The sequence below is a fragment of the Colwellia sp. MB3u-4 genome, from assembly GCF_014077065.1.
Taxonomy (GTDB): Bacteria; Pseudomonadota; Gammaproteobacteria; order Enterobacterales; family Alteromonadaceae; genus Cognaticolwellia.
Window position 1 is genome coordinate 84,800 of sequence record NZ_JACGVE010000077.1, and the last position, 17,408, is coordinate 102,207.

Below are 17,408 nucleotides of genomic sequence, written 5' to 3' on the forward strand. Positions count from 1 at the left end.
CTGATGGGTTAACTCAGATTTGCCGCGGGTATTTTTTATTTATCTATGTGTTAAGCACAGTTAAATTTCATTTAACTTGATGGACCGAAGTTCAACCTGCATCGAGCCTACGGGTGATCAGATAGCGTTGGGCAATTGTTTTTTAGGCCCAGTTTCACTCCGTCAACCGTTAAGCTGGCAATTTTCAAGTAGAGCGGGTATATACTTATTCATTTGCCATTGCTTACCTGTTAATATAGCTTCTTTGTTATCTGTTTTGAGTCTGTCTTGTCTACTGCAATCACCGCAACTTCCACTGCTACTAAAAAAGCTAATAAAAACGTCACCGTAAAATCCCTTTTTAACCTTTTAGAGCAGGTTAAATTATCTGATAAAACGCGCATTAAAAAGCGCTTATTGGGTGTTAAAAGTATTACTGATCAGGGTAAGCAAGAAAAAAGCTTACAGCAAATAGCGGCATTGATTGAACAATCGATAGAAAATAAACAACTTCGTCTCGCTAACGTACCTAAATTTAGTTACCCGGAAGCTTTACCGGTTTCACAAAATGTTGATGTTATTGCTAAAGCTATTGATGAAAATCAAGTGGTTATTATTGCGGGCGAAACTGGCTCAGGTAAAACTACCCAAATTCCGAAAATATGTTTGCAGCTTGGGCGTGGTATTGACGGTATTATTGGTCATACTCAACCCCGACGTATTGCTGCTAGAACGGTAGCAAACCGTATTGCAGAAGAACTCAACACCAAGTTAGGTGACGCCGTTGGCTATAAAGTGCGCTTTAATGACCAAGTGGGCAAGCAAAGCTATATCAAGTTAATGACCGACGGTATTTTGTTGGCAGAGATGCAAAAAGACCGTTTGTTACGCCAATACGACACCTTGATCATTGATGAAGCGCATGAACGTAGTTTAAACATTGATTTTATTCTGGGTTATTTACGCCAAATTCTCCCTAAACGTCCTGATCTAAAAATCATCATTACTTCGGCAACCATTGACCCTGAAAAATTTGCCAAACATTTTGCCAGTGCTGCTGGTGTTCCTGCGCCCATTATTGAAGTATCGGGTCGAACTTTTCCAGTTGAAATGCGTTATCGGCCCCTGAACGAGGCAAGTGATGAAAGCAATGATGATGGCGATATTATTTCAGGCATTCTTAATGCGGTTGATGAGTTAGGCGCCGATGATAGTGGTGATATATTAGTGTTTCTCAACGGTGAACGAGAAATTCGAGATACCGCACGCTCATTAGAAAAAGCAAACTTACGCCACACTAATGTGCTGCCACTATATTCTCGTTTAACCGTTGCCGAACAAAATTTAATATTTAAACCCCATACTGGCCGTAATATAGTGTTAGCCACCAACGTTGCTGAAACCAGTTTAACTGTGCCGGGCATTAAATATGTTATTGACCCAGGTACCGCAAGAATTTCTCGTTATAGTTACCGTACCAAAGTGCAACGCTTGCCGATAGAGGCTATTTCTCAAGCCAGTGCTAACCAACGTGCTGGTCGTTGTGGTCGTGTATCGTCAGGGGTCTGTATTCGTCTTTATTCAGAAGAAGACTTTTTAAACCGCCCTGAATTTACCGACCCTGAAATACTGCGCACTAATTTAGCGACTGTTATATTGCAAATGTTGTCCTTAGATCTAGGCGAAATTGCTGACTTTCCGTTTGTTCAACCACCAGATAATCGCAATATTACTGATGGGGTGAAGTTATTAGAAGAGCTGGCCGCGATAGACGCGAAGGCAAATAAAGTGACCTTAACGCCAATAGGGCGCTCGTTAGCAAAATTCCCTATTGATCCACGTTTAGCTAAAATGATTTTAACCGCGTCAGACTTAGGCTGTATTGAACAAATATTCATTATTGTCAGTGCCTTAAGTATTCAAGATCCACGTGAACGTCCACACGAAAAGCAACAAGCAGCAGATGAAAAACATAGCCGTTTTAAGAACAAAGAATCTGATTTTGTTGGTTTATTAAAACTGTGGAGTTATGTTGAAGAACAACAAAAGCAACTAACCAACAATCAATTTCGTCGCATGTGCCAAAAAGAATTCTTGTCCTATGTGCGTATTCGAGAGTGGCAAGACATCTACAGTCAGCTAACGCATTCGTTACGCGAGTTAAAAATTCCGATGAGCCGCATCGAAGTAGACTTATCAGAAGAAGCTGAAAAAAGCGCCACTAATCCAAATGTAGATATTGTGCATCAAGCGATATTGTCAGGTTTACTCAGTCATTTAGGTCAACAAGATGAAAACCGAGAATATAAAGGCGCACGTGGCAGTACCTTCTTTATTTTCCCAGGCTCTGCCTTAGCTAAAAAATCGCCTAAATGGTTAATGGCGGCAGAGCTAGTTGAAACCAGCCGTTTATTTGCCCGTATGGCCGCAAAAATTGACCCATTGTGGATTGAACCCCTGGCTCAACATTTAGTTAAACGCAGCTACAGTGAACCGCATTGGGAGAAAAAGCAGGGCGCTGTGATGGGCTTTGAGCAAGTATCACTCTACGGCCTGATTATTGTTGCTAAGCGTAGTGTGCACTTTAATCAAATTGAACCTGATACCTGTCGTGAAATTTTTATCCGCGAGGCGTTAGTTAACGGTGAAAGCACGATTAAAGAGGCATTTTTAAAAGATAATCGTCAATTAGTGAATGAAATTGAAGCATTAGAGCAAAAAGCTCGACGCAGAGATTTTTTGATTGAAGAGCAACAGTTAGTTGATTTTTATACCGAAAAACTACCAGAGAACGTTAATTGTCAACGCAGCTTTTTAGCATGGTGGAAAAAGCAAAAACAAGCCGACGCCAAACTATTAAACTTTACCAAAGCCTTTTTGTTAAAAGAAAGTGCGGTTAAGTTATCGGCCACTGAATATCCTGAAACCTGGCAGCAAGGCAGTTTAACCTTACCGCTGAGTTATCATTTTAACCCGGGCGATGTCGACGACGGTATCAGTGTTTTGATACCGCTAGGAATATTAAATCAAGTGGAAAACATTGGTTTTGATTGGTTGATCCCCGCTTTACGGCTTGAACTTATTACGGCATTAATTCGAGCTTTACCTAAAGCATTAAGGCGTAATTTCGTGCCTGCGCCTAATTACGCCGAAGCTTGTTTAGCGGCAATCACTAACGCTGATGTCGCATTAACTACCGCCATTGAAAAACAGTTGTTAAGAATGACAGGTGCTCGTCTACCGGAAGACGCTTGGCAAGGTTTAGCGCTAGTACCGCATTTATCGATGAATTTTAAAATTGTTAATGAACATGGCAAATTGATCCAACAAGGTCGCAAGCTCGACGAATTAAAAGACAGTTTACAAGGTAAGGTGCAAGCGTCGATTAAAAAGGTCGCTGACAAAGGTATTGAACGCAGTAATATCGACCAGTGGGACTTTAAAAGCTTGCCAAAAAGCTATGAAAAGAAAGTCGCTAATATCACCATAAAAGCCTTTCCAGCTTTGGTGGATAAAAATAAGTCTGTTGCTATCGAGTTATTTGAACATGAAAGTTTAGCTGAACAAGCCATGCTTGACGGGGTCAGTCGACTTGTTTTACTGAGCATACCGTCGCCAATAAAATATTTGCAGGAAAAGTTACCCAATAAAGCTAAATTAGGGCTGTATTTTAATCCCTTTGGTTCGATAACTGATTTGTTAGATGACTGCATCCTTGCTGGCTGTCAATTTTTAGTTAACGAATACGGCGACTTACCACGTGCTCAAGCAGAGTTTGAAGCCTGCAAAGAACATGTTCGTGCAGAAATTGCAGATTGTGTCTTAAGTGCGGCGATTAAAGTTGAGCGAGTATTAAGTCTGGCACATGATGTACGCAAAAAAATGAAAGGCAAAATGTCGTTAAATGTTGTGCAATCTCATGGTGATATTAAAAGCCAATTAGAGGCCCTAGTTTTTAAGGGCTTTATCACTAAAGCGGGATACCAACGTTTGGATGATATTGCCCGTTATTTAAGCGCCATGTTACGACGATTAGAAAAGTTGCAAATAGACCCTAACCAAGACCGTTTGAAAATGTTAGAGCTTGAAAAAGTGCAAAAATCATTAGATACAGTCATTGCTCAACAACCTAAGGGTCAACCAATAAGTAAAGCCTTAATACAAGGTTATTGGATGATAGAAGAGTTGCGGGTATCACTTTTTGCACAAAATTTAAAAACACCTTTTCCAATTTCAGCTAAAAGAATATTGAACTACATCAAAGAACATGCATAATTTTAGTACAATAATTTGACAGTTATCGTTACCATGAGTATAAATGAAAGTGTACTAACGATAAAAATACAATGGAGTAGTGATGGCTAATTACGATGATAAACGGAACTTTTATCGCATGATGTTAAACAGTGAAGTAACCTTGACCATTATTGACGATGAAGCTAATAGCAAGGCTTTAGTCACATGTCGTGATTTAAGTGCAACGGGTATAGCGATTGAGATGCAGCACCCATTAGAAATAAATACAGCGGTGCGTATCAGTGTTCAGTCGGTCAACAATGCTGTGCTACCCTTAAATGCTACAGGCAAAGTAGTGAGAGTAACGGAAGATAGCGCAAACTGTTATTTGATTGGCGTTAATATTACTGAGATTGATTAAGTCAGCGGAAATAAGTAGCTAGAAAAAGTCTAGCTACTCTTATTAAGCTATTAATATTTAGCCACTAATATCTAGTGGCTAAATATGGCTTTATATAGTCAAGTTACTCAACTTGGCAGACCAAACCTTTAAGATAATAGCCTTCAGGGTAATTTGACGATACCGGATGATCCGCGGCTTGGTGCAATCGATCAACAAAGTAAGCATTTCTTTTCGCGTCTAATGCCCCATCAGCAACCACTTTTTGAAATAAACTTGATTCCATTAAACCAGAGCAAGAAAAAGTTAACAAAATACCATTAGGGTTAAGCAACTGCATTGCTAACATATTGATATCTTTGTAGCCACGACATGCACCTGTTAGTTGAGCCTTTGATTCAACAAATTTCGGTGGGTCGAGAATTATCATGTCAAAGGTACGTTTTTCTTCACGGTATTGACGCAATAATTTAAAAACATCCGCTTTAACGAATGAGATATTTTTATCTTCTAACTGATTAAGCTCAACGTTTTTCTTGGCTAAGTCTAATGCTGATTCAGAAACATCAACATTAATGACTTCTTTAGCGCCACCCGCTGCACAATGTAGCGCAAAAGTGCCGGTATAAGAGAAACAGTTTAATACACTCTTATCACGGGCATATTTACCTGCAGCAAGACGAGATTCACGTTGATCTAAATAAAACCCCGTTTTATGGCCTTTAGCCACATCAACATGAATTTTAATACCGTATTCTTCAATAATACACTCTGTTGATGCTTGTGGTTCGGTTAACCAACCTGTTACCGGCTCTAAACCTTCTTTTTTGCGCACATCAACATCTGAACGCTCATAAATATGGCAACCCGGATAAAGTTCTTTAAGGCATTCAACTAAGGTATAGCGGTGCAAGTCTGCTCCGGCGCTCAGTAATTGGCAGACAATTAAGTTGTCGTATTTATCTATGGTGATACCGGGCAGGCCATCAGACTCGCCAGCAATAAGTCGATAGCCGGTTAAACCGTCTCTTTCGATAAACCAGTCGCGTCTTTTTTGCGCACTTAACAATTTATTACGAAAAAAGCTGCTATCAATTTCCTCATCAATATCAAAACTCCAAACCCGAATTCTAATTTGAGATTCTGGAGAATATGCGCCTTTAGCGAGCCAGTTGCCTTTGTTGTCATAGACATCAACCGTGTCACCAAGTAATGGGTTACCTTTAATTTTGTTAATTGCTTGAGAAAAAATCCAAGGATGTTTTCGGCGTAATGATTTCTCACGAGCAACTTTTAAATAAATTCTTGCTGACATAGGCCTATACTTATAATTACAATAATAATGGCGCGAGTGTAGTCAATGCATGGCGAGGGTGCAATGGTCAATTTTAACTATTTTTAATTTCAAAATTTTGATGTGAATGAAAGTTAACAATAACAATAACAATAGCAATAAGCTTAATTTAAGGTGAAAAATAATGGATGTAAGTTACATGGCACATGTCAGTGGCAAGGTTCAAGGCGTTTATTTTCGAGTTTCTAGCCAACAGGTTGCGATTGAACATAGTTTAAGTGGTTACGCGCGTAATTTAACTAATGGCGATGTAGAAGTGCTACTGTGCGGTGAAGAGAAAAATATTGATAAAATGCTAAAGTGGTTAGCAAAAGGTCCTCCAGAAGCACAAGTGGTGAAGGTTGACGTTAAGCAAGTACCATTTCAGGAACATAATTTTTTTTCGATTAGCTGAACTTCTACCTTTATCACGTTGGTATTTAAGGTTAATTAAGGCAAACTAGTTATTATAATAAACCGTGGATAAAAGGAAATAAATTGCGTTATATAGCCATTAATGATCAACAGCAGTTAAGTCTAGATGAAACTGACAAGCCAGCAATAGGTGACGATGAATGCTTAATCAAAGTCAGGGCTATTGGTGTTAATCGCGCAGATATTTTGCAAAAAAAAGGCCAGTATCCACCTCCGCCTGGTGAATCAAGCATACTCGGCATTGAAGCTTGTGGTGAACTTGTGGCTATTGGCGGGCTACAAACTAGTTGGAATGTTGGCGATAAGGTTTTTGCTATTGTGCCTGGTGGCGCCTACTCAGAATATGTTAAAGTCAAAACCGATCACTTAATAAAGCTGCCTGAAAATTTAAGCTATGTCCAAGGTGCGGCAATAGCCGAAGTTTATTTAACCGCTTATCAATGTTTATTTTCCATCGCTAACTTACAGTCAAATGCTAAGGTACTTATTCATGCCGGCGCTAGTGGTGTAGGTACGGCGGCTATTCAACTAGCTAAACAGCTTAATTGCTCAGTAACCGTTACTGTCGGTCATGAAGACAAAGTAGCAGCTTGTAAAGCATTGGGCGCGGATGAAGCGATAAATTATCACGAAACTGACTTTGTGACTTGGGCAGTACAACAAAAACACAGCTATGACGTTATTATCGATGTGGTTGCCGGCGAGTATCTTAACAAAAACATTAAGGTATGTGCGCTAGATGGTCATATTGTTATCTTGTCCATGCTAGGTGGCCGTTTTGCGGAAAATATTGATGTTGCTAAAATGCTTGCTAAGCGTGTAAACCTTCATGCCACCACATTACGTAGCCGAAGTAATGAATATAAAACCCAGTTAATTAAAGCATTTACGCAAGACTTTTATCATTGCCTTGACGTGGGCTCAATCAGCCCGGTTATTTACCAACAATATAGTTGGCATGAGGCAGAAGTAGCCCATCAGGTTATGTTGAATAATGAAAATATCGGCAAACTAATACTCACTGTAGATTAGTGCTATTAGCATTAGTTTTCGACGGTCAGTTCAGTGCTTAAACTGCGTACTTTAATATTAACACCCGTGGTAACTAGGTTTTTAAAAAAGTCATAAATTTGGCAAGATGAAAGTTGTTTACAGATAATTTCATACTTTAAAATGGCCGGTTTGTGACTTTGCAGTGCCGCCTGATTCAGCCAATAAAGTGCTTTGCTGAGGTTTTTTTCTACGTATTGTCCATTAATATACATTTGTGCAAGGTTCACTTGTCCTTGTGCAAAGTTGTAGTTTGCAGAGGTAGTAAATAACTCAAATGCTTGTTTTAAATTGGTTTCACTGAACCGCTGGTTAAGGAAAGCCTCACCCGTTAAATTCTCTCGTCGACCTTAAATAAAAATATTACTACGATATTTTCTTGGCTCAGGCCCTACGCGCTGTCCTAAAAGTTTGTCGTTAATAGGTCGCATCGCTTGATAAATAGCACCGGAAGTCAATTTTTGTTGAATTTCATGATGGTTATAATCAAAGCGCTTAGCTTCAAAGTAGTCTTTATAAGTTAGCTGGCCATAATAAATACTATTGATGGTCGCGTGTTGGTTGGGATAATAAAAACTGCCATAAACTAAGGTAATAATGTCACCCGTTATATCAACTACTTTGGCAATACGATATTTTTTATTGGGTCTTAGGTTATGGCTTACTATACGAAAATCAAACAAATAAATATCATTGATTTTTGGTGCTGCTACTATTTGGCGGGTTTGTTGTTGATCACGATTGGTTTGATAAATAACATAATAGCTATAATAGGCCAGAAAAAATAATACGGGGATTAATAATGATTTTTTTGAAGCTATAAAGTGCTTAAATGTCGGTATAAAAGCCGATAGCTTGAGCCGCTGAACTTGCCCGTTGTTACTATTTTCAACCCTACTTACTTTAAACATTATATATCCCTATAAAGATGAATTAGCCTGGAAAAACTCTATTAGCAAACCATCATGAATTCTAACATCTTCAATGGCAATATTATTAACATCTTGGAAATGCTGGCTAAATAAACAATAGAGTCAGGACAGTAAATGCTAGGTGGCCTAAATCCCAGCACTTTGGACTAGCGTGGTCTAATCCAATCAGCCATAACAGAACAACAATTATCTTTAAATAGAGCCTTGATTTGATTTCCTCCCTTAGCATTGGGTGATTTTTTCTGTCGGTTTTTTGTAGGCCGGACTTTAGTCCGTCAACTGTTAACGAGATGGGCAACAGGTATCTGCAGCGCCTTATTTTTTTGCTCGTTCGCATTGATGCTGAGGACAGTTAAATTTCATTCAACCTGATGGATTAAAGTCCAACCTTGAATCATCATAAAGCCTACGGGTGATAATATAGTGTTGGGTGATTTTTTTTAGGTATTTTGTAGGTCGGACTTTAGTCCGTCAACTGTTAAGCGAGCTGTTAACGAGATGGACAACAGGTATCTGCAGCGCCTTATTTTTTTTCGTTCGCATTGATGCGCAAGGAAGTTAAATTTAACTTAACGTGATGGGGCTAAAGTCCAACTTACACTTTTAATTAACTATCTTAACCAACATATTGAAAGCGTTTGAGCTGCTTTCCATCTCTTTCAATAATTTCATCAAACATAGCAAGTGGCCTAACCCAAATCGCTCTTTCACCGTATTCAGGTTGATAAACCACCATAGTTTCTTCAGTTTCACTGTGGGTTGCTAAGTGTAGTACTTGGTAAAAATTACCTTTAAAATGTTGATAACGTCCGATTTTTAGCATGAATAATCTCATTGTTTCTAGTTTGTTAGTTTTGTCGACCATTGTTGTGAAATTTTACTGTCACTGGCTTTGGCTTCTAACCATTTACTGCCTTCACTGGTTAACTCTTTTTTCCAAAACGGGGCTTTGGTTTTTAAAAAATCGATAAGAAATTCGCAAGCAGCAAAGGCCGCTTTTCGATGTGGGCTCGTGACACCAATAAAGACAATTTGTTCGCCAAGGGTTAAATCGCCAACGCGATGAATAATAGTCACCTTATTAAGCGGCCAGTGGTCGCGCGCTTCAGCCTCTATTTCACTCAATACTTTCTCTGTCATGCCAGGGTAGTGCTCTAGCGATAATCCTTGTACTCCAAGCCCTTCATTAAAGTCTCGAACTTTACCAACAAAAGTTACTACAGCGCCATCTTGGTTGTCATCTGCGAGTTTTTGATACTCATCTGCAACAATAAAGTCATTCTGTTGTACGTTGATCATATTAGCCTCCGGTAACAGGAGGGAAAAAAGCGACTTCATCACCGGCATTGACACTATGTGACCAATCGGTGATTTGCTGATTAACCGCAACAAGTAAGCTATCAGCCGACATAACTTTGGCCCATAAATCATCTGTGTTAGCGAGTTGTTGTCGAATTAGCTCTGTTGTCATATTTTCACTGGCCGATATTTGCAAGCTATCGGTGGATAATTGTTCGCGTAGGCGAGCAAAAAACAAAACTTTTATCATGATTAGATCCTTTCTTGAGTCGCAGGGGTATGAAGATAGCTGCCTGATTTTCCACCTTGTTTTTCACATAAATGGATATTAGTAATAATCATGTCTTTTTGTACCGCTTTACACATATCGTAAATCGTCAGGGCGGCGGTTGAAGCGGCGGTTAATGCTTCCATTTCTACCCCTGTTTTACCTGAAAGCTTACAAAGCGCAGTGATTTTTACCCGGTTTTGCTTTGGCTCTGCGATTATGTCGACTTCTATTTTTGTCAGCATAAGCGGGTGACAAAGCGGAATAAGCTCACTGGTTTTTTTTGCCGCCATAATGCCAGCAATTCTGGCGGTGGCAAATACGTCACCTTTATGATGTTTTCCTTCGACAATCATTGCGAGGGTTTGCGCAGACATTTCAATATAGGCTTGAGCAATGGCAGTACGTTCAGTAACAATTTTTTCAGTTACATCAACCATATGGGCATCACCATTAGCATTGATATGAGTAAATTCGTCGCTCATCAAAAAATATTCTCTTAATTATTAGCTATTCAGCTTTATGTAAATTCACCGTTTATAGTACCTTATCTGAAGGTATATTTAGTGATTTATATTAAGAAAAGTGATTTGATATTAGTATCAAGTGATTAATAAAGTATTTATTAAAAATTGTAGTGAGGGTATTAAATTTAAGGTATCAGTAGGATGATTTTGATTTAGCTGTATTTAGGTACTATTTGATTTAGGTCGTATTTGAAGTTTTAATCGTTGTTACATTAAGATAACTTTGATTTTAGATAAACTAGAAGGGTATATAAAATAGATATATTAGAGGTGTATATAAAATTGGTTGCGGGAGCAGGATTTGAACCTACGACCTTCGGGTTATGAGCCCGACGAGCTACCAGACTGCTCCATCCCGCGTCCGAATGGTTTAAGTAAACACTTAAACAAGCCAAGTTGTTTTAATTCAAACTTAAGAATTGGTTGCGGGAGCAGGATTTGAACCTACGACCTTCGGGTTATGAGCCCGACGAGCTACCAGACTGCTCCATCCCGCGTCCGAATGGCTTAATAAATTAGCCAAGACAGCTTGTTTTAATTCTAGCTTAAGAATGCTTTAAAGTGGCGGTTAACTGCTTGCCTTAAAGCGAGGCGTATAATAAGGATACATCATCTTATTTGCAACATGTTTTATGCTTTTTTTAGCGATTAATTTCATTTATTTATTACTTGTTGTTTTTTTGCGCGTGAATGACTCGTATTTCAGACGATTAGTTGAAATTAGGCTGAATTTAAAATAAACAGCGCTTAACTTAGTAGATATTGTTAGATAGTTTGCGCTAATTTGTAAAAGGCCTATAAGTAGCACGTGTCTTTGTTTATAATCGCGGCATAAATTAGATTGGGAAACCTATATGCAGCAATTTTTAGCATTAACCTCACCAGGTATAGAAATATTACTGGCGCAAGAACTTAAAGATTTGAAAGCCGAACAAGTTGTTCAAAAGCCTGAGGGCGTTTATTTCACTTCAACGATTGAACATGCGTATCACATTTGTTTACGCTGTCGCTTATCCACTCGCATACTGCTGAAATTGGCTGAAGGTGACGCCAACAATAAAGATGAGCTTTATGCGGTAGCAAAGTCCATCACTTGGTCGGAAATGTTCTCTGTTGATAATACCTTTGCTATTGATTTTGTCGGCACAAGCGATGAAATCAGAAACAGTCAATTTGGTGCCTTAACGGTTAAAGATGCGGTTGTTGACCATTTTCGCGATTTAAACCAAGAACGTCCTTCAGTTGATAAGTCAGCGCCACAGGTAAGTTTTCAAGCACGTTTGTTAAAGCAAAAAGTTGTTATTTACTTAGACTTCTCTGGCCGTAGCTTATTTAAAAGGGGCTATCGAGAGCATTCGGGCGCTGCGCCATTAAAAGAACATTTAGCGGCCGCTATCATTACTCGTTCTGGTTGGTTAGAAGATACCTCTAAGCCTTTAGTTGACCCTATGTGTGGTTCTGGAACTATAGTGATAGAAGCGGTATTAATGGCAGCGGGTTATGCACCTGGCCTTGATAGAGCGCAATGGGGCTTTGATTTTTGGTTAGGGCATCAGCCTGCCGCTTGGAAATCAGCAAGGTCTGCTGCCATTGAACAATCACATGTTGGTTTAACGCAGCTTAAAACTAAAGTATTTGGTCTTGACCTTGATAGCCGAGTATTACAAACCGCCCAGCAAAATGCTAAAAATGCCGGCATACAAAGATTTATTGAATTCTCGTGTAAAAATGCTAATGACATAAAAAATGCCTTTGGTCCTAAAGGGACTATCTTATTTAACCCACCCTACGGTGAACGAATAGGTGAATTACCTGAACTGGTAGAAAGCTTTGCTTTATTAGGACAGAAATTTAAATCTCATTTTGTTAACTGGCGAGTGGCTGTTTTAACCGCCAATGCTGAATTGTTAGCCATGATGAAAATGGTGACTTTAAAACGTTATAAGTTTAAAAATGGCCCATTAGATTGTCAATTTGCACTTTATAATTTAGATGATAAGCAAGTGTCGAGCAGTAATGTTGATACTGAATTTGATGGTAAAGACTCAGACTTTGGTAATCGCTTATTAAAGAATAAGAAAAACTTGAAAGGCTGGCTTAAGCAAGAAGGCATAGAATGTTATCGTTTATATGATGCCGATATTCCTGAGTATAATGTAGCGGTTGATGTTTATGGCGATCACTTGGTTATTCATGAGTATACGGCGCCCGCTATTATTGAGCCTGAGAAAGTGGCGAAAAGATTACAAGAAGTGGTTTATTTTGCCCCTAAGGTACTTGGCGTTCCTACCGATAAAGTTATTATTAAAACGCGGGCAAAGCAAAAGGGCAAAGATCAGTACCAACGGGTTGAACAAACCAAAAAATCTATGGTGGTGCATGAATATGGCGCGAAATTAAAAGTAAACCTTTGGGATTATTTAGATACCGGGCTGTTTCTTGATCACCGTAAAACCCGCCAAATTGTTGCGAAAAAATCAGCGGGTAAATCATTATTGAATTTGTTTGCCTATACAGGTTCGGTTTCTTTGCAAGCGGCATTGCATGGCGCGGATACGGTAACCACGGTTGATATGTCGAAAACTTATTTAAGTTGGGCACAAGATAATTTTGTACTGAATAATCTCAGTGGTCATAAATATGACTTTATTCAAGCGGATTGTTTGCAATGGTTGAAGAAAAACGAGCAAAAATTTGATCTGGTGTTTATTGACCCACCCACTTTCTCTAATTCAAAGCGCATGGGAGAAAGTTTTGACGTGCAACGTGATCACATCAGTTTAATTACTGATGGAGTCAAATCACTTGCTGCGGGTGGTGAGTTAATTTTTACCAATAATAAGCGTAATTTTAAAATGGATTTTGACGCTATTTCTGCCTTAAATTTACAGGTGCAAGAAATAAGCGAGAAAACACGAGATAAAGACTTTCAACGCAACAAGCATATTCATAACAGTTGGTTGATTACACGTAAGGTGTAAGGTGAGTTAATATGTCGGTAAAATTTAATCTTTATGGCAGCGAAGGCTGTCATTTATGTGAAGAGGCTTTGGCATTATGCCTAGCCGTGATGCCAGCAGCAGATATTTGCGTGGTCGATATACTCGATGATGATAAGCTAGTTACGCTGTATCGTGTTCACATTCCTGTATTAGAGCGTCTTTCGAGCCAAGAAAAATTATTTTGGCCATTTGAACAAGCACAAGTTTTGGAGTTATTGTAGTTTATGGAATTAATTCGTATTTCCCAAGGTGAATTAGCCTTTGGCGAAGACAAAGTCTTAGATAAAGCGGATCTGAGTGTACAAACTGGCGAACGAATTTGTTTAGTCGGTAGAAATGGTGCTGGAAAATCGACATTAATGAAAGTATTAATGGGTTTTCAAACCTTAGATGATGGCCAAGTGCTTAAATCTAGCACTATGCAAGTCGCGATGTTAGAGCAAGATCCTCCAGAAACTTCAGATATCAGTGTTTTTGATCATATCGCACAAGGTGTAAAGGAAAATGCAGATTTAATTAAGCGTTATCATGCGATTATTCATGATGTTACTGAAGACCCATCAGACAAGAATCTTAATAAATTAGCCAATGTTCAAGATCAACTTGAAGTGGCAAACGCTTGGCAAGATGAACAGCGTATCGAGCAAGTGATGACAACCTTGGCGCTGAATCCAGATGATAAAATTTGTGACCTTTCAGGTGGTTGGTTACGTAAGGTCGCGTTAGCTAAGGCCTTAGTGACCGCACCTGATATTTTATTACTTGACGAACCCACTAACCATTTAGATATTAAAAGTGTTTTATGGTTAGAGTCATTTTTAAAAGACTTTGCTGGCACGATACTTTTTATTAGTCATGATAGAGCATTTATTCGTGGCGTATCGACACGTATTATTGACCTTGATCGTGGTGTTTTGAAAAGCTACCCAGGCAATTATGATCTTTACATAGAGCAAAAAGCGCATGACTTGCAGGTTGAATCACAACAAAACTCGCTATTTGATAAGAAGCTAGCAGAAGAAGAAGTGTGGATCAGACAAGGTGTAAAAGCTCGTCGTACACGCAATGAAGGCCGAGTAAGAGCACTTGAGAAACTTAGAGGTGAACGCCAAGCTCGTCGCGAGGTTCGCAATCAAAGTACGATGAATATTACCCAAGGTGACCGTTCAGGTAAGTTGGTATTTGAAGCGGAAGACATAACTATCGCTTTTGATGATAAAGTTATTATCAAAAATTTAGATTTATTGATCACCCGAAATGACCGCATCGCCTTTATTGGTGCTAACGGTACGGGTAAGTCGACCTTGATTAAAATGATTATGGGCAATCTTGAAGCTACCAGCGGTAAAATGCGCTCAGGTGTTAATTTAGATATTGCTTATTTTGATCAACATCGTGAAGCCTTAGATCTTAACCAAACCGTGCAAGAAATTGTGGGTGAAGGTAAGCAAGAAGTTGTGGTAAACGGTAAGCCACGACATGTATTAGGTTACCTTCAAGACTTCCTTTTTAGTCCTAAGCGTGCACGAACACCGGTTAGAGCCTTATCGGGTGGTGAAAAAAATCGCTTGTTACTTGCTCGGTTATTTTTACGCCCCAGTAACCTATTGATTTTGGATGAGCCAACCAATGATTTGGATATTGAAACCTTAGAACTATTGGAAGAAGTCGTTGCAAATTACGCAGGAACGGTTATTTTAGTTAGCCATGATCGCGACTTTGTTAATAACTGTGTCAATAGTTGCTTGTATTTTGATGGTACCGGACACGTTTCACAAATCGTTGGTGGCTATGATGATGTTGATGATTACTTAGCTTATAAAGAGAAGCAACGTGAAACAGCGACTAAAGCCGTTGTTAAAGTCGCCGTGGCTGAAAAAGCCAATAGCAAGGTTAATACCCCGGTTAAGAAAAAACGCTCATTTAAAGAGAAAACTGAGTTAGAAAACTTACCTGGGATTATTGATGAACTTGAAACATCAATTGCTGACTTGCAGGAAAAAGTTAATCACGCTGACTTTTTTAGTCAAAGCAAAGAACAAAGTAATAATATATTGAACCAGTTAGCTATAGATGAGTCAAAACTCGAAGTTGCCTACGCTAGATGGCAAGAATTAGATGATTAATAACAAAAGTGAGTTTAGTAGTTACATGAACAAATTTGTAAAATCAATTTTAGCATTAGGTATCACTAGTGCATTAGGACTATCCGTGGTTAATGCGGCAACTTACCAAGTTATTGATAAAGGTAATGTTTCTTCATTAAAATACACTTATTCACAACAGGAAAATAATAACGGTGAAGCTGCTATTTCTGGCACTGACATCTATAACTTTCCCGTGCAGTTTCAATACTTTGATGAAGAAGATTATGACTTTATCGTTCTTTTAGCTGAGCGAAGTCATGAAGGTGTGCACGACTTAGTTAATATTGAAGATGAAGTGGCTTTACGCGCAGGTAATCCAACGGCTAATGATCTTTCATGGGTTATAAGGTTTTTAAGTTCAAGAGCCGGTAATAGCCTTTATCAAGAAGTTGGTGATGTTTTTGCCATGACTAACTTTAATGGTCAAACAGAATTATTTAATGTATTTGATGAAAATATTCCTAATACAGATATTCTTACCCGTTCGACAAAAGAATTTATTAGTGGCATTACCAATGAAGGTTGGGTATATGGCAATGCCTCAGCGCCTTACTTACCGCTTGATTTTACTAAAAGTGATGCTGAAGAAGTAACACACTGGTTACGTGCATTTACTACCCGTGGTTTTTTCTCGTCTGACGGTGGTGCTAGTATCATCGAAGTCATTCCTCCTAGTGAAACAGATTTACCTGAAGATCAACGTTTTGGTGGTGAATCAGCCATATTAGATATTAGTGAGTCTCACTTTGCGGTTGGTTATGCAAGCACGAGTATTGATCAAAATGCCATTGACTTTATCAACGATGAAACCGGTGGTTGTGCTGATCCAGACATACTTGCTGATTTACCGTTTAAAGTCTGTGTGCAGCAGATTATTGCTGAGGTTTATAATACTGAAGCAATAAAATGGTCAATTGATGAACAAGGTATCATTAGCTCAGAAATATTAGGACAGTTAGTTACTCCTCATGTTGATGATGTACGTGAATATACTAACTATGCTCAAGCGATTAATAATCAAGGTGTAGCGGTTGGTTATGCTCATGGCTGGGTTAATGAAAATGTAACTGAACCCAGTGCAAGAGAACGCCGCAGTATATATGCAGTAGTATATAAAAACGGTGAAGTTATGGACTTTACTGAGGATCACGGCAAGTACTTTGATTCGCGTACCTATGACATTAACGATGCCGGTATAGCAATAGGGCATGTTAATGCTTTTATTAATGGTAACCAAAGAACTAAGTTTTATCATGTTGATACCAATGCTGAAACGATGGAAATGATTTTACCAACAGATTTTTTCAACGGTAGTTCGAGTACAGCTCGCGCTATTAATGAAAGTGGTAAAATAGTAGGTGAAGGTGAGGTTGAAACGCATAACGACAACACTAGTACCCCGAGAAGAACACATGGTTTTTTATATGATATTACCAGTGAAACTTTTACCGATCTTAACGACTTTTTAGCTTGTGGTAGTGATTATACGATTATTGAAGCACGTGACATTAATGATGCCAATGAAGTTTCAGCAACCGCATTGATCAGAGTGCCTCGTCGTGATTCAAAAGGTGAGTTAATGCTGGATGAGCAAGGCGAACAGCTACTTGAAGATGTAGTTCGTGCAGTAACCTTGCAGCCTATAGCGGGTGAGCTTGAAGATTGTAGTGCCGTTGAAGAGAAAGTAGAACGTCAAGGTGCAGGTTTTGGTTTAAGTAGTATTTTATTGTTAACGTTTGCCGGTTTAGCGCGCAGATTGACATGGAAGAAAAAGCTTAAGCAATAAATAAGCCTAGGCTT

15 protein-coding genes and 2 tRNA genes are annotated in these 17,408 nt (G+C 38.9%); 8 read left to right on the plus strand and 9 right to left on the minus strand.

Features of this window, described 5'->3' with window-relative positions; genetic code table 11:
- Window positions 1–267 precede the first annotated feature (267 nt).
- Window positions 268–4,254 (plus strand): ATP-dependent RNA helicase HrpA, encoded by a 3,987-nt coding sequence (gene hrpA, locus H4J61_RS08635; RefSeq protein ID WP_220461230.1) that lies wholly within the window; start codon window positions 268–270, stop codon window positions 4,252–4,254.
- A gap of 82 nt (window positions 4,255–4,336) precedes the next feature.
- Complete coding sequence (locus H4J61_RS08640; protein WP_182135524.1) at window positions 4,337–4,636, plus strand: PilZ domain-containing protein; 300 nt, start codon at window positions 4,337–4,339, stop codon at window positions 4,634–4,636.
- A 103-nt stretch (window positions 4,637–4,739) separates the two neighbouring features.
- Here the strand turns inward: H4J61_RS08640 and H4J61_RS08645 are convergent, their stop codons facing one another.
- Window positions 4,740–5,930 (minus strand): class I SAM-dependent methyltransferase, encoded by a 1,191-nt coding sequence (locus tag H4J61_RS08645; RefSeq protein ID WP_182135525.1) that lies wholly within the window; start codon window positions 5,928–5,930, stop codon window positions 4,740–4,742.
- A gap of 163 nt (window positions 5,931–6,093) precedes the next feature.
- Between H4J61_RS08645 and H4J61_RS08650 the strand changes: the two genes are divergently transcribed.
- On the plus strand, window positions 6,094–6,363 hold the full coding sequence (locus tag H4J61_RS08650) for an acylphosphatase (RefSeq protein WP_182135526.1): 270 nt from the start codon (window positions 6,094–6,096) through the stop codon (window positions 6,361–6,363).
- A gap of 83 nt (window positions 6,364–6,446) precedes the next feature.
- The gene (locus H4J61_RS08655; protein ID WP_182184755.1) at window positions 6,447–7,415 is read left to right on the plus strand and encodes an NAD(P)H-quinone oxidoreductase; all 969 of its coding nucleotides are present in this window, start codon (window positions 6,447–6,449) and stop codon (window positions 7,413–7,415) included.
- A gap of 11 nt (window positions 7,416–7,426) precedes the next feature.
- On the opposite strand, the gene H4J61_RS08660 is transcribed toward H4J61_RS08655, so the two are convergent.
- From H4J61_RS08660 to H4J61_RS08695, 8 genes are all read right to left on the minus strand, one after another.
- On the minus strand, window positions 7,427–7,663 hold the full coding sequence (locus tag H4J61_RS08660; RefSeq protein ID WP_182184756.1) for an SEL1-like repeat protein: 237 nt from the start codon (window positions 7,661–7,663) through the stop codon (window positions 7,427–7,429).
- A 120-nt stretch (window positions 7,664–7,783) separates the two neighbouring features.
- Window positions 7,784–8,344, minus strand: coding sequence for a hypothetical protein (locus H4J61_RS08665; RefSeq protein WP_182184757.1), 561 nt, complete (start codon window positions 8,342–8,344; stop codon window positions 7,784–7,786).
- Between the two features lie 637 nt (window positions 8,345–8,981).
- Entirely contained in the window at window positions 8,982–9,188 is a 207-nt protein-coding gene (locus tag H4J61_RS08670; protein WP_182135529.1) for a DUF1653 domain-containing protein, read from the minus strand.
- A 17-nt stretch (window positions 9,189–9,205) separates the two neighbouring features.
- Window positions 9,206–9,664 (minus strand): molybdopterin synthase catalytic subunit MoaE, encoded by a 459-nt coding sequence (moaE, locus tag H4J61_RS08675; RefSeq protein WP_182184758.1) that lies wholly within the window; start codon window positions 9,662–9,664, stop codon window positions 9,206–9,208.
- A 1-nt stretch (window position 9,665) separates the two neighbouring features.
- Entirely contained in the window at window positions 9,666–9,914 is a 249-nt protein-coding gene (gene moaD, locus H4J61_RS08680) for a molybdopterin synthase sulfur carrier subunit (protein ID WP_182184759.1), read from the minus strand.
- Window positions 9,915–9,916: 2 nt separating this feature from the next.
- Window positions 9,917–10,417: a cyclic pyranopterin monophosphate synthase MoaC gene (gene moaC, locus H4J61_RS08685; RefSeq protein ID WP_182135532.1), complete on the minus strand. Its 501-nt coding sequence runs from the start codon at window positions 10,415–10,417 to the stop codon at window positions 9,917–9,919.
- Window positions 10,418–10,742: 325 nt separating this feature from the next.
- Window positions 10,743–10,819: transfer RNA gene (locus H4J61_RS08690), tRNA-Met, on the minus strand.
- Window positions 10,820–10,879: 60 nt separating this feature from the next.
- A tRNA-Met gene (locus H4J61_RS08695) sits at window positions 10,880–10,956 on the minus strand.
- Between the two features lie 357 nt (window positions 10,957–11,313).
- Between H4J61_RS08695 and rlmKL the strand changes: the two genes are divergently transcribed.
- Genes rlmKL through H4J61_RS08715 form a run of 4 tightly spaced genes read left to right on the plus strand, consistent with a single transcriptional unit; the run spans window position 11,314 to window position 17,394 of the window.
- Window positions 11,314–13,440 carry a bifunctional 23S rRNA (guanine(2069)-N(7))-methyltransferase RlmK/23S rRNA (guanine(2445)-N(2))-methyltransferase RlmL gene (gene rlmKL, locus H4J61_RS08700; RefSeq protein ID WP_182184760.1) on the plus strand — a complete coding sequence of 709 codons (2,127 nt, stop codon included), beginning with the start codon at window positions 11,314–11,316 and terminating at the stop codon, window positions 13,438–13,440.
- An 11-nt stretch (window positions 13,441–13,451) separates the two neighbouring features.
- On the plus strand, window positions 13,452–13,682 hold the full coding sequence (locus tag H4J61_RS08705; protein ID WP_182135534.1) for a glutaredoxin family protein: 231 nt from the start codon (window positions 13,452–13,454) through the stop codon (window positions 13,680–13,682).
- Window positions 13,683–13,685: 3 nt separating this feature from the next.
- The gene (locus H4J61_RS08710; protein WP_182135535.1) at window positions 13,686–15,587 is read left to right on the plus strand and encodes an ATP-binding cassette domain-containing protein; all 1,902 of its coding nucleotides are present in this window, start codon (window positions 13,686–13,688) and stop codon (window positions 15,585–15,587) included.
- 25 nt (window positions 15,588–15,612) lie between these two features.
- Window positions 15,613–17,394 carry a DUF3466 family protein gene (locus tag H4J61_RS08715; protein WP_182184761.1) on the plus strand — a complete coding sequence of 594 codons (1,782 nt, stop codon included), beginning with the start codon at window positions 15,613–15,615 and terminating at the stop codon, window positions 17,392–17,394.
- Window positions 17,395–17,408: the final 14 nt, after the last annotated feature.

Excerpts from the sequence above, each read along its gene's own strand:
- H4J61_RS08650 (WP_182135526.1), top strand. The coding sequence starts at position 6,094 with ATGGATGTAAGTTACATGGCACATGTCAGTGGCAAGGTTCAAGGCGTT.
- H4J61_RS08715 (WP_182184761.1), top strand. The coding sequence starts at position 15,613 with ATGAACAAATTTGTAAAATCAATTTTAGCATTAGGTATCACTAGTGCA.
- H4J61_RS08665 (WP_182184757.1), bottom strand. The coding sequence starts at position 8,344 with ATGTTTAAAGTAAGTAGGGTTGAAAATAGTAACAACGGGCAAGTTCAG.
- H4J61_RS08640 (WP_182135524.1), top strand. The coding sequence starts at position 4,337 with ATGGCTAATTACGATGATAAACGGAACTTTTATCGCATGATGTTAAAC.
- rlmKL (WP_182184760.1), top strand. The coding sequence starts at position 11,314 with ATGCAGCAATTTTTAGCATTAACCTCACCAGGTATAGAAATATTACTG.
- moaD (WP_182184759.1), bottom strand. The coding sequence starts at position 9,914 with ATGATAAAAGTTTTGTTTTTTGCTCGCCTACGCGAACAATTATCCACC.
- moaC (WP_182135532.1), bottom strand. The coding sequence starts at position 10,417 with ATGAGCGACGAATTTACTCATATCAATGCTAATGGTGATGCCCATATG.
- H4J61_RS08710 (WP_182135535.1), top strand. The coding sequence starts at position 13,686 with ATGGAATTAATTCGTATTTCCCAAGGTGAATTAGCCTTTGGCGAAGAC.
- H4J61_RS08645 (WP_182135525.1), bottom strand. The coding sequence starts at position 5,930 with ATGTCAGCAAGAATTTATTTAAAAGTTGCTCGTGAGAAATCATTACGC.
- H4J61_RS08670 (WP_182135529.1), bottom strand. The coding sequence starts at position 9,188 with ATGCTAAAAATCGGACGTTATCAACATTTTAAAGGTAATTTTTACCAA.
- moaE (WP_182184758.1), bottom strand. The coding sequence starts at position 9,664 with ATGATCAACGTACAACAGAATGACTTTATTGTTGCAGATGAGTATCAA.
- H4J61_RS08705 (WP_182135534.1), top strand. The coding sequence starts at position 13,452 with ATGTCGGTAAAATTTAATCTTTATGGCAGCGAAGGCTGTCATTTATGT.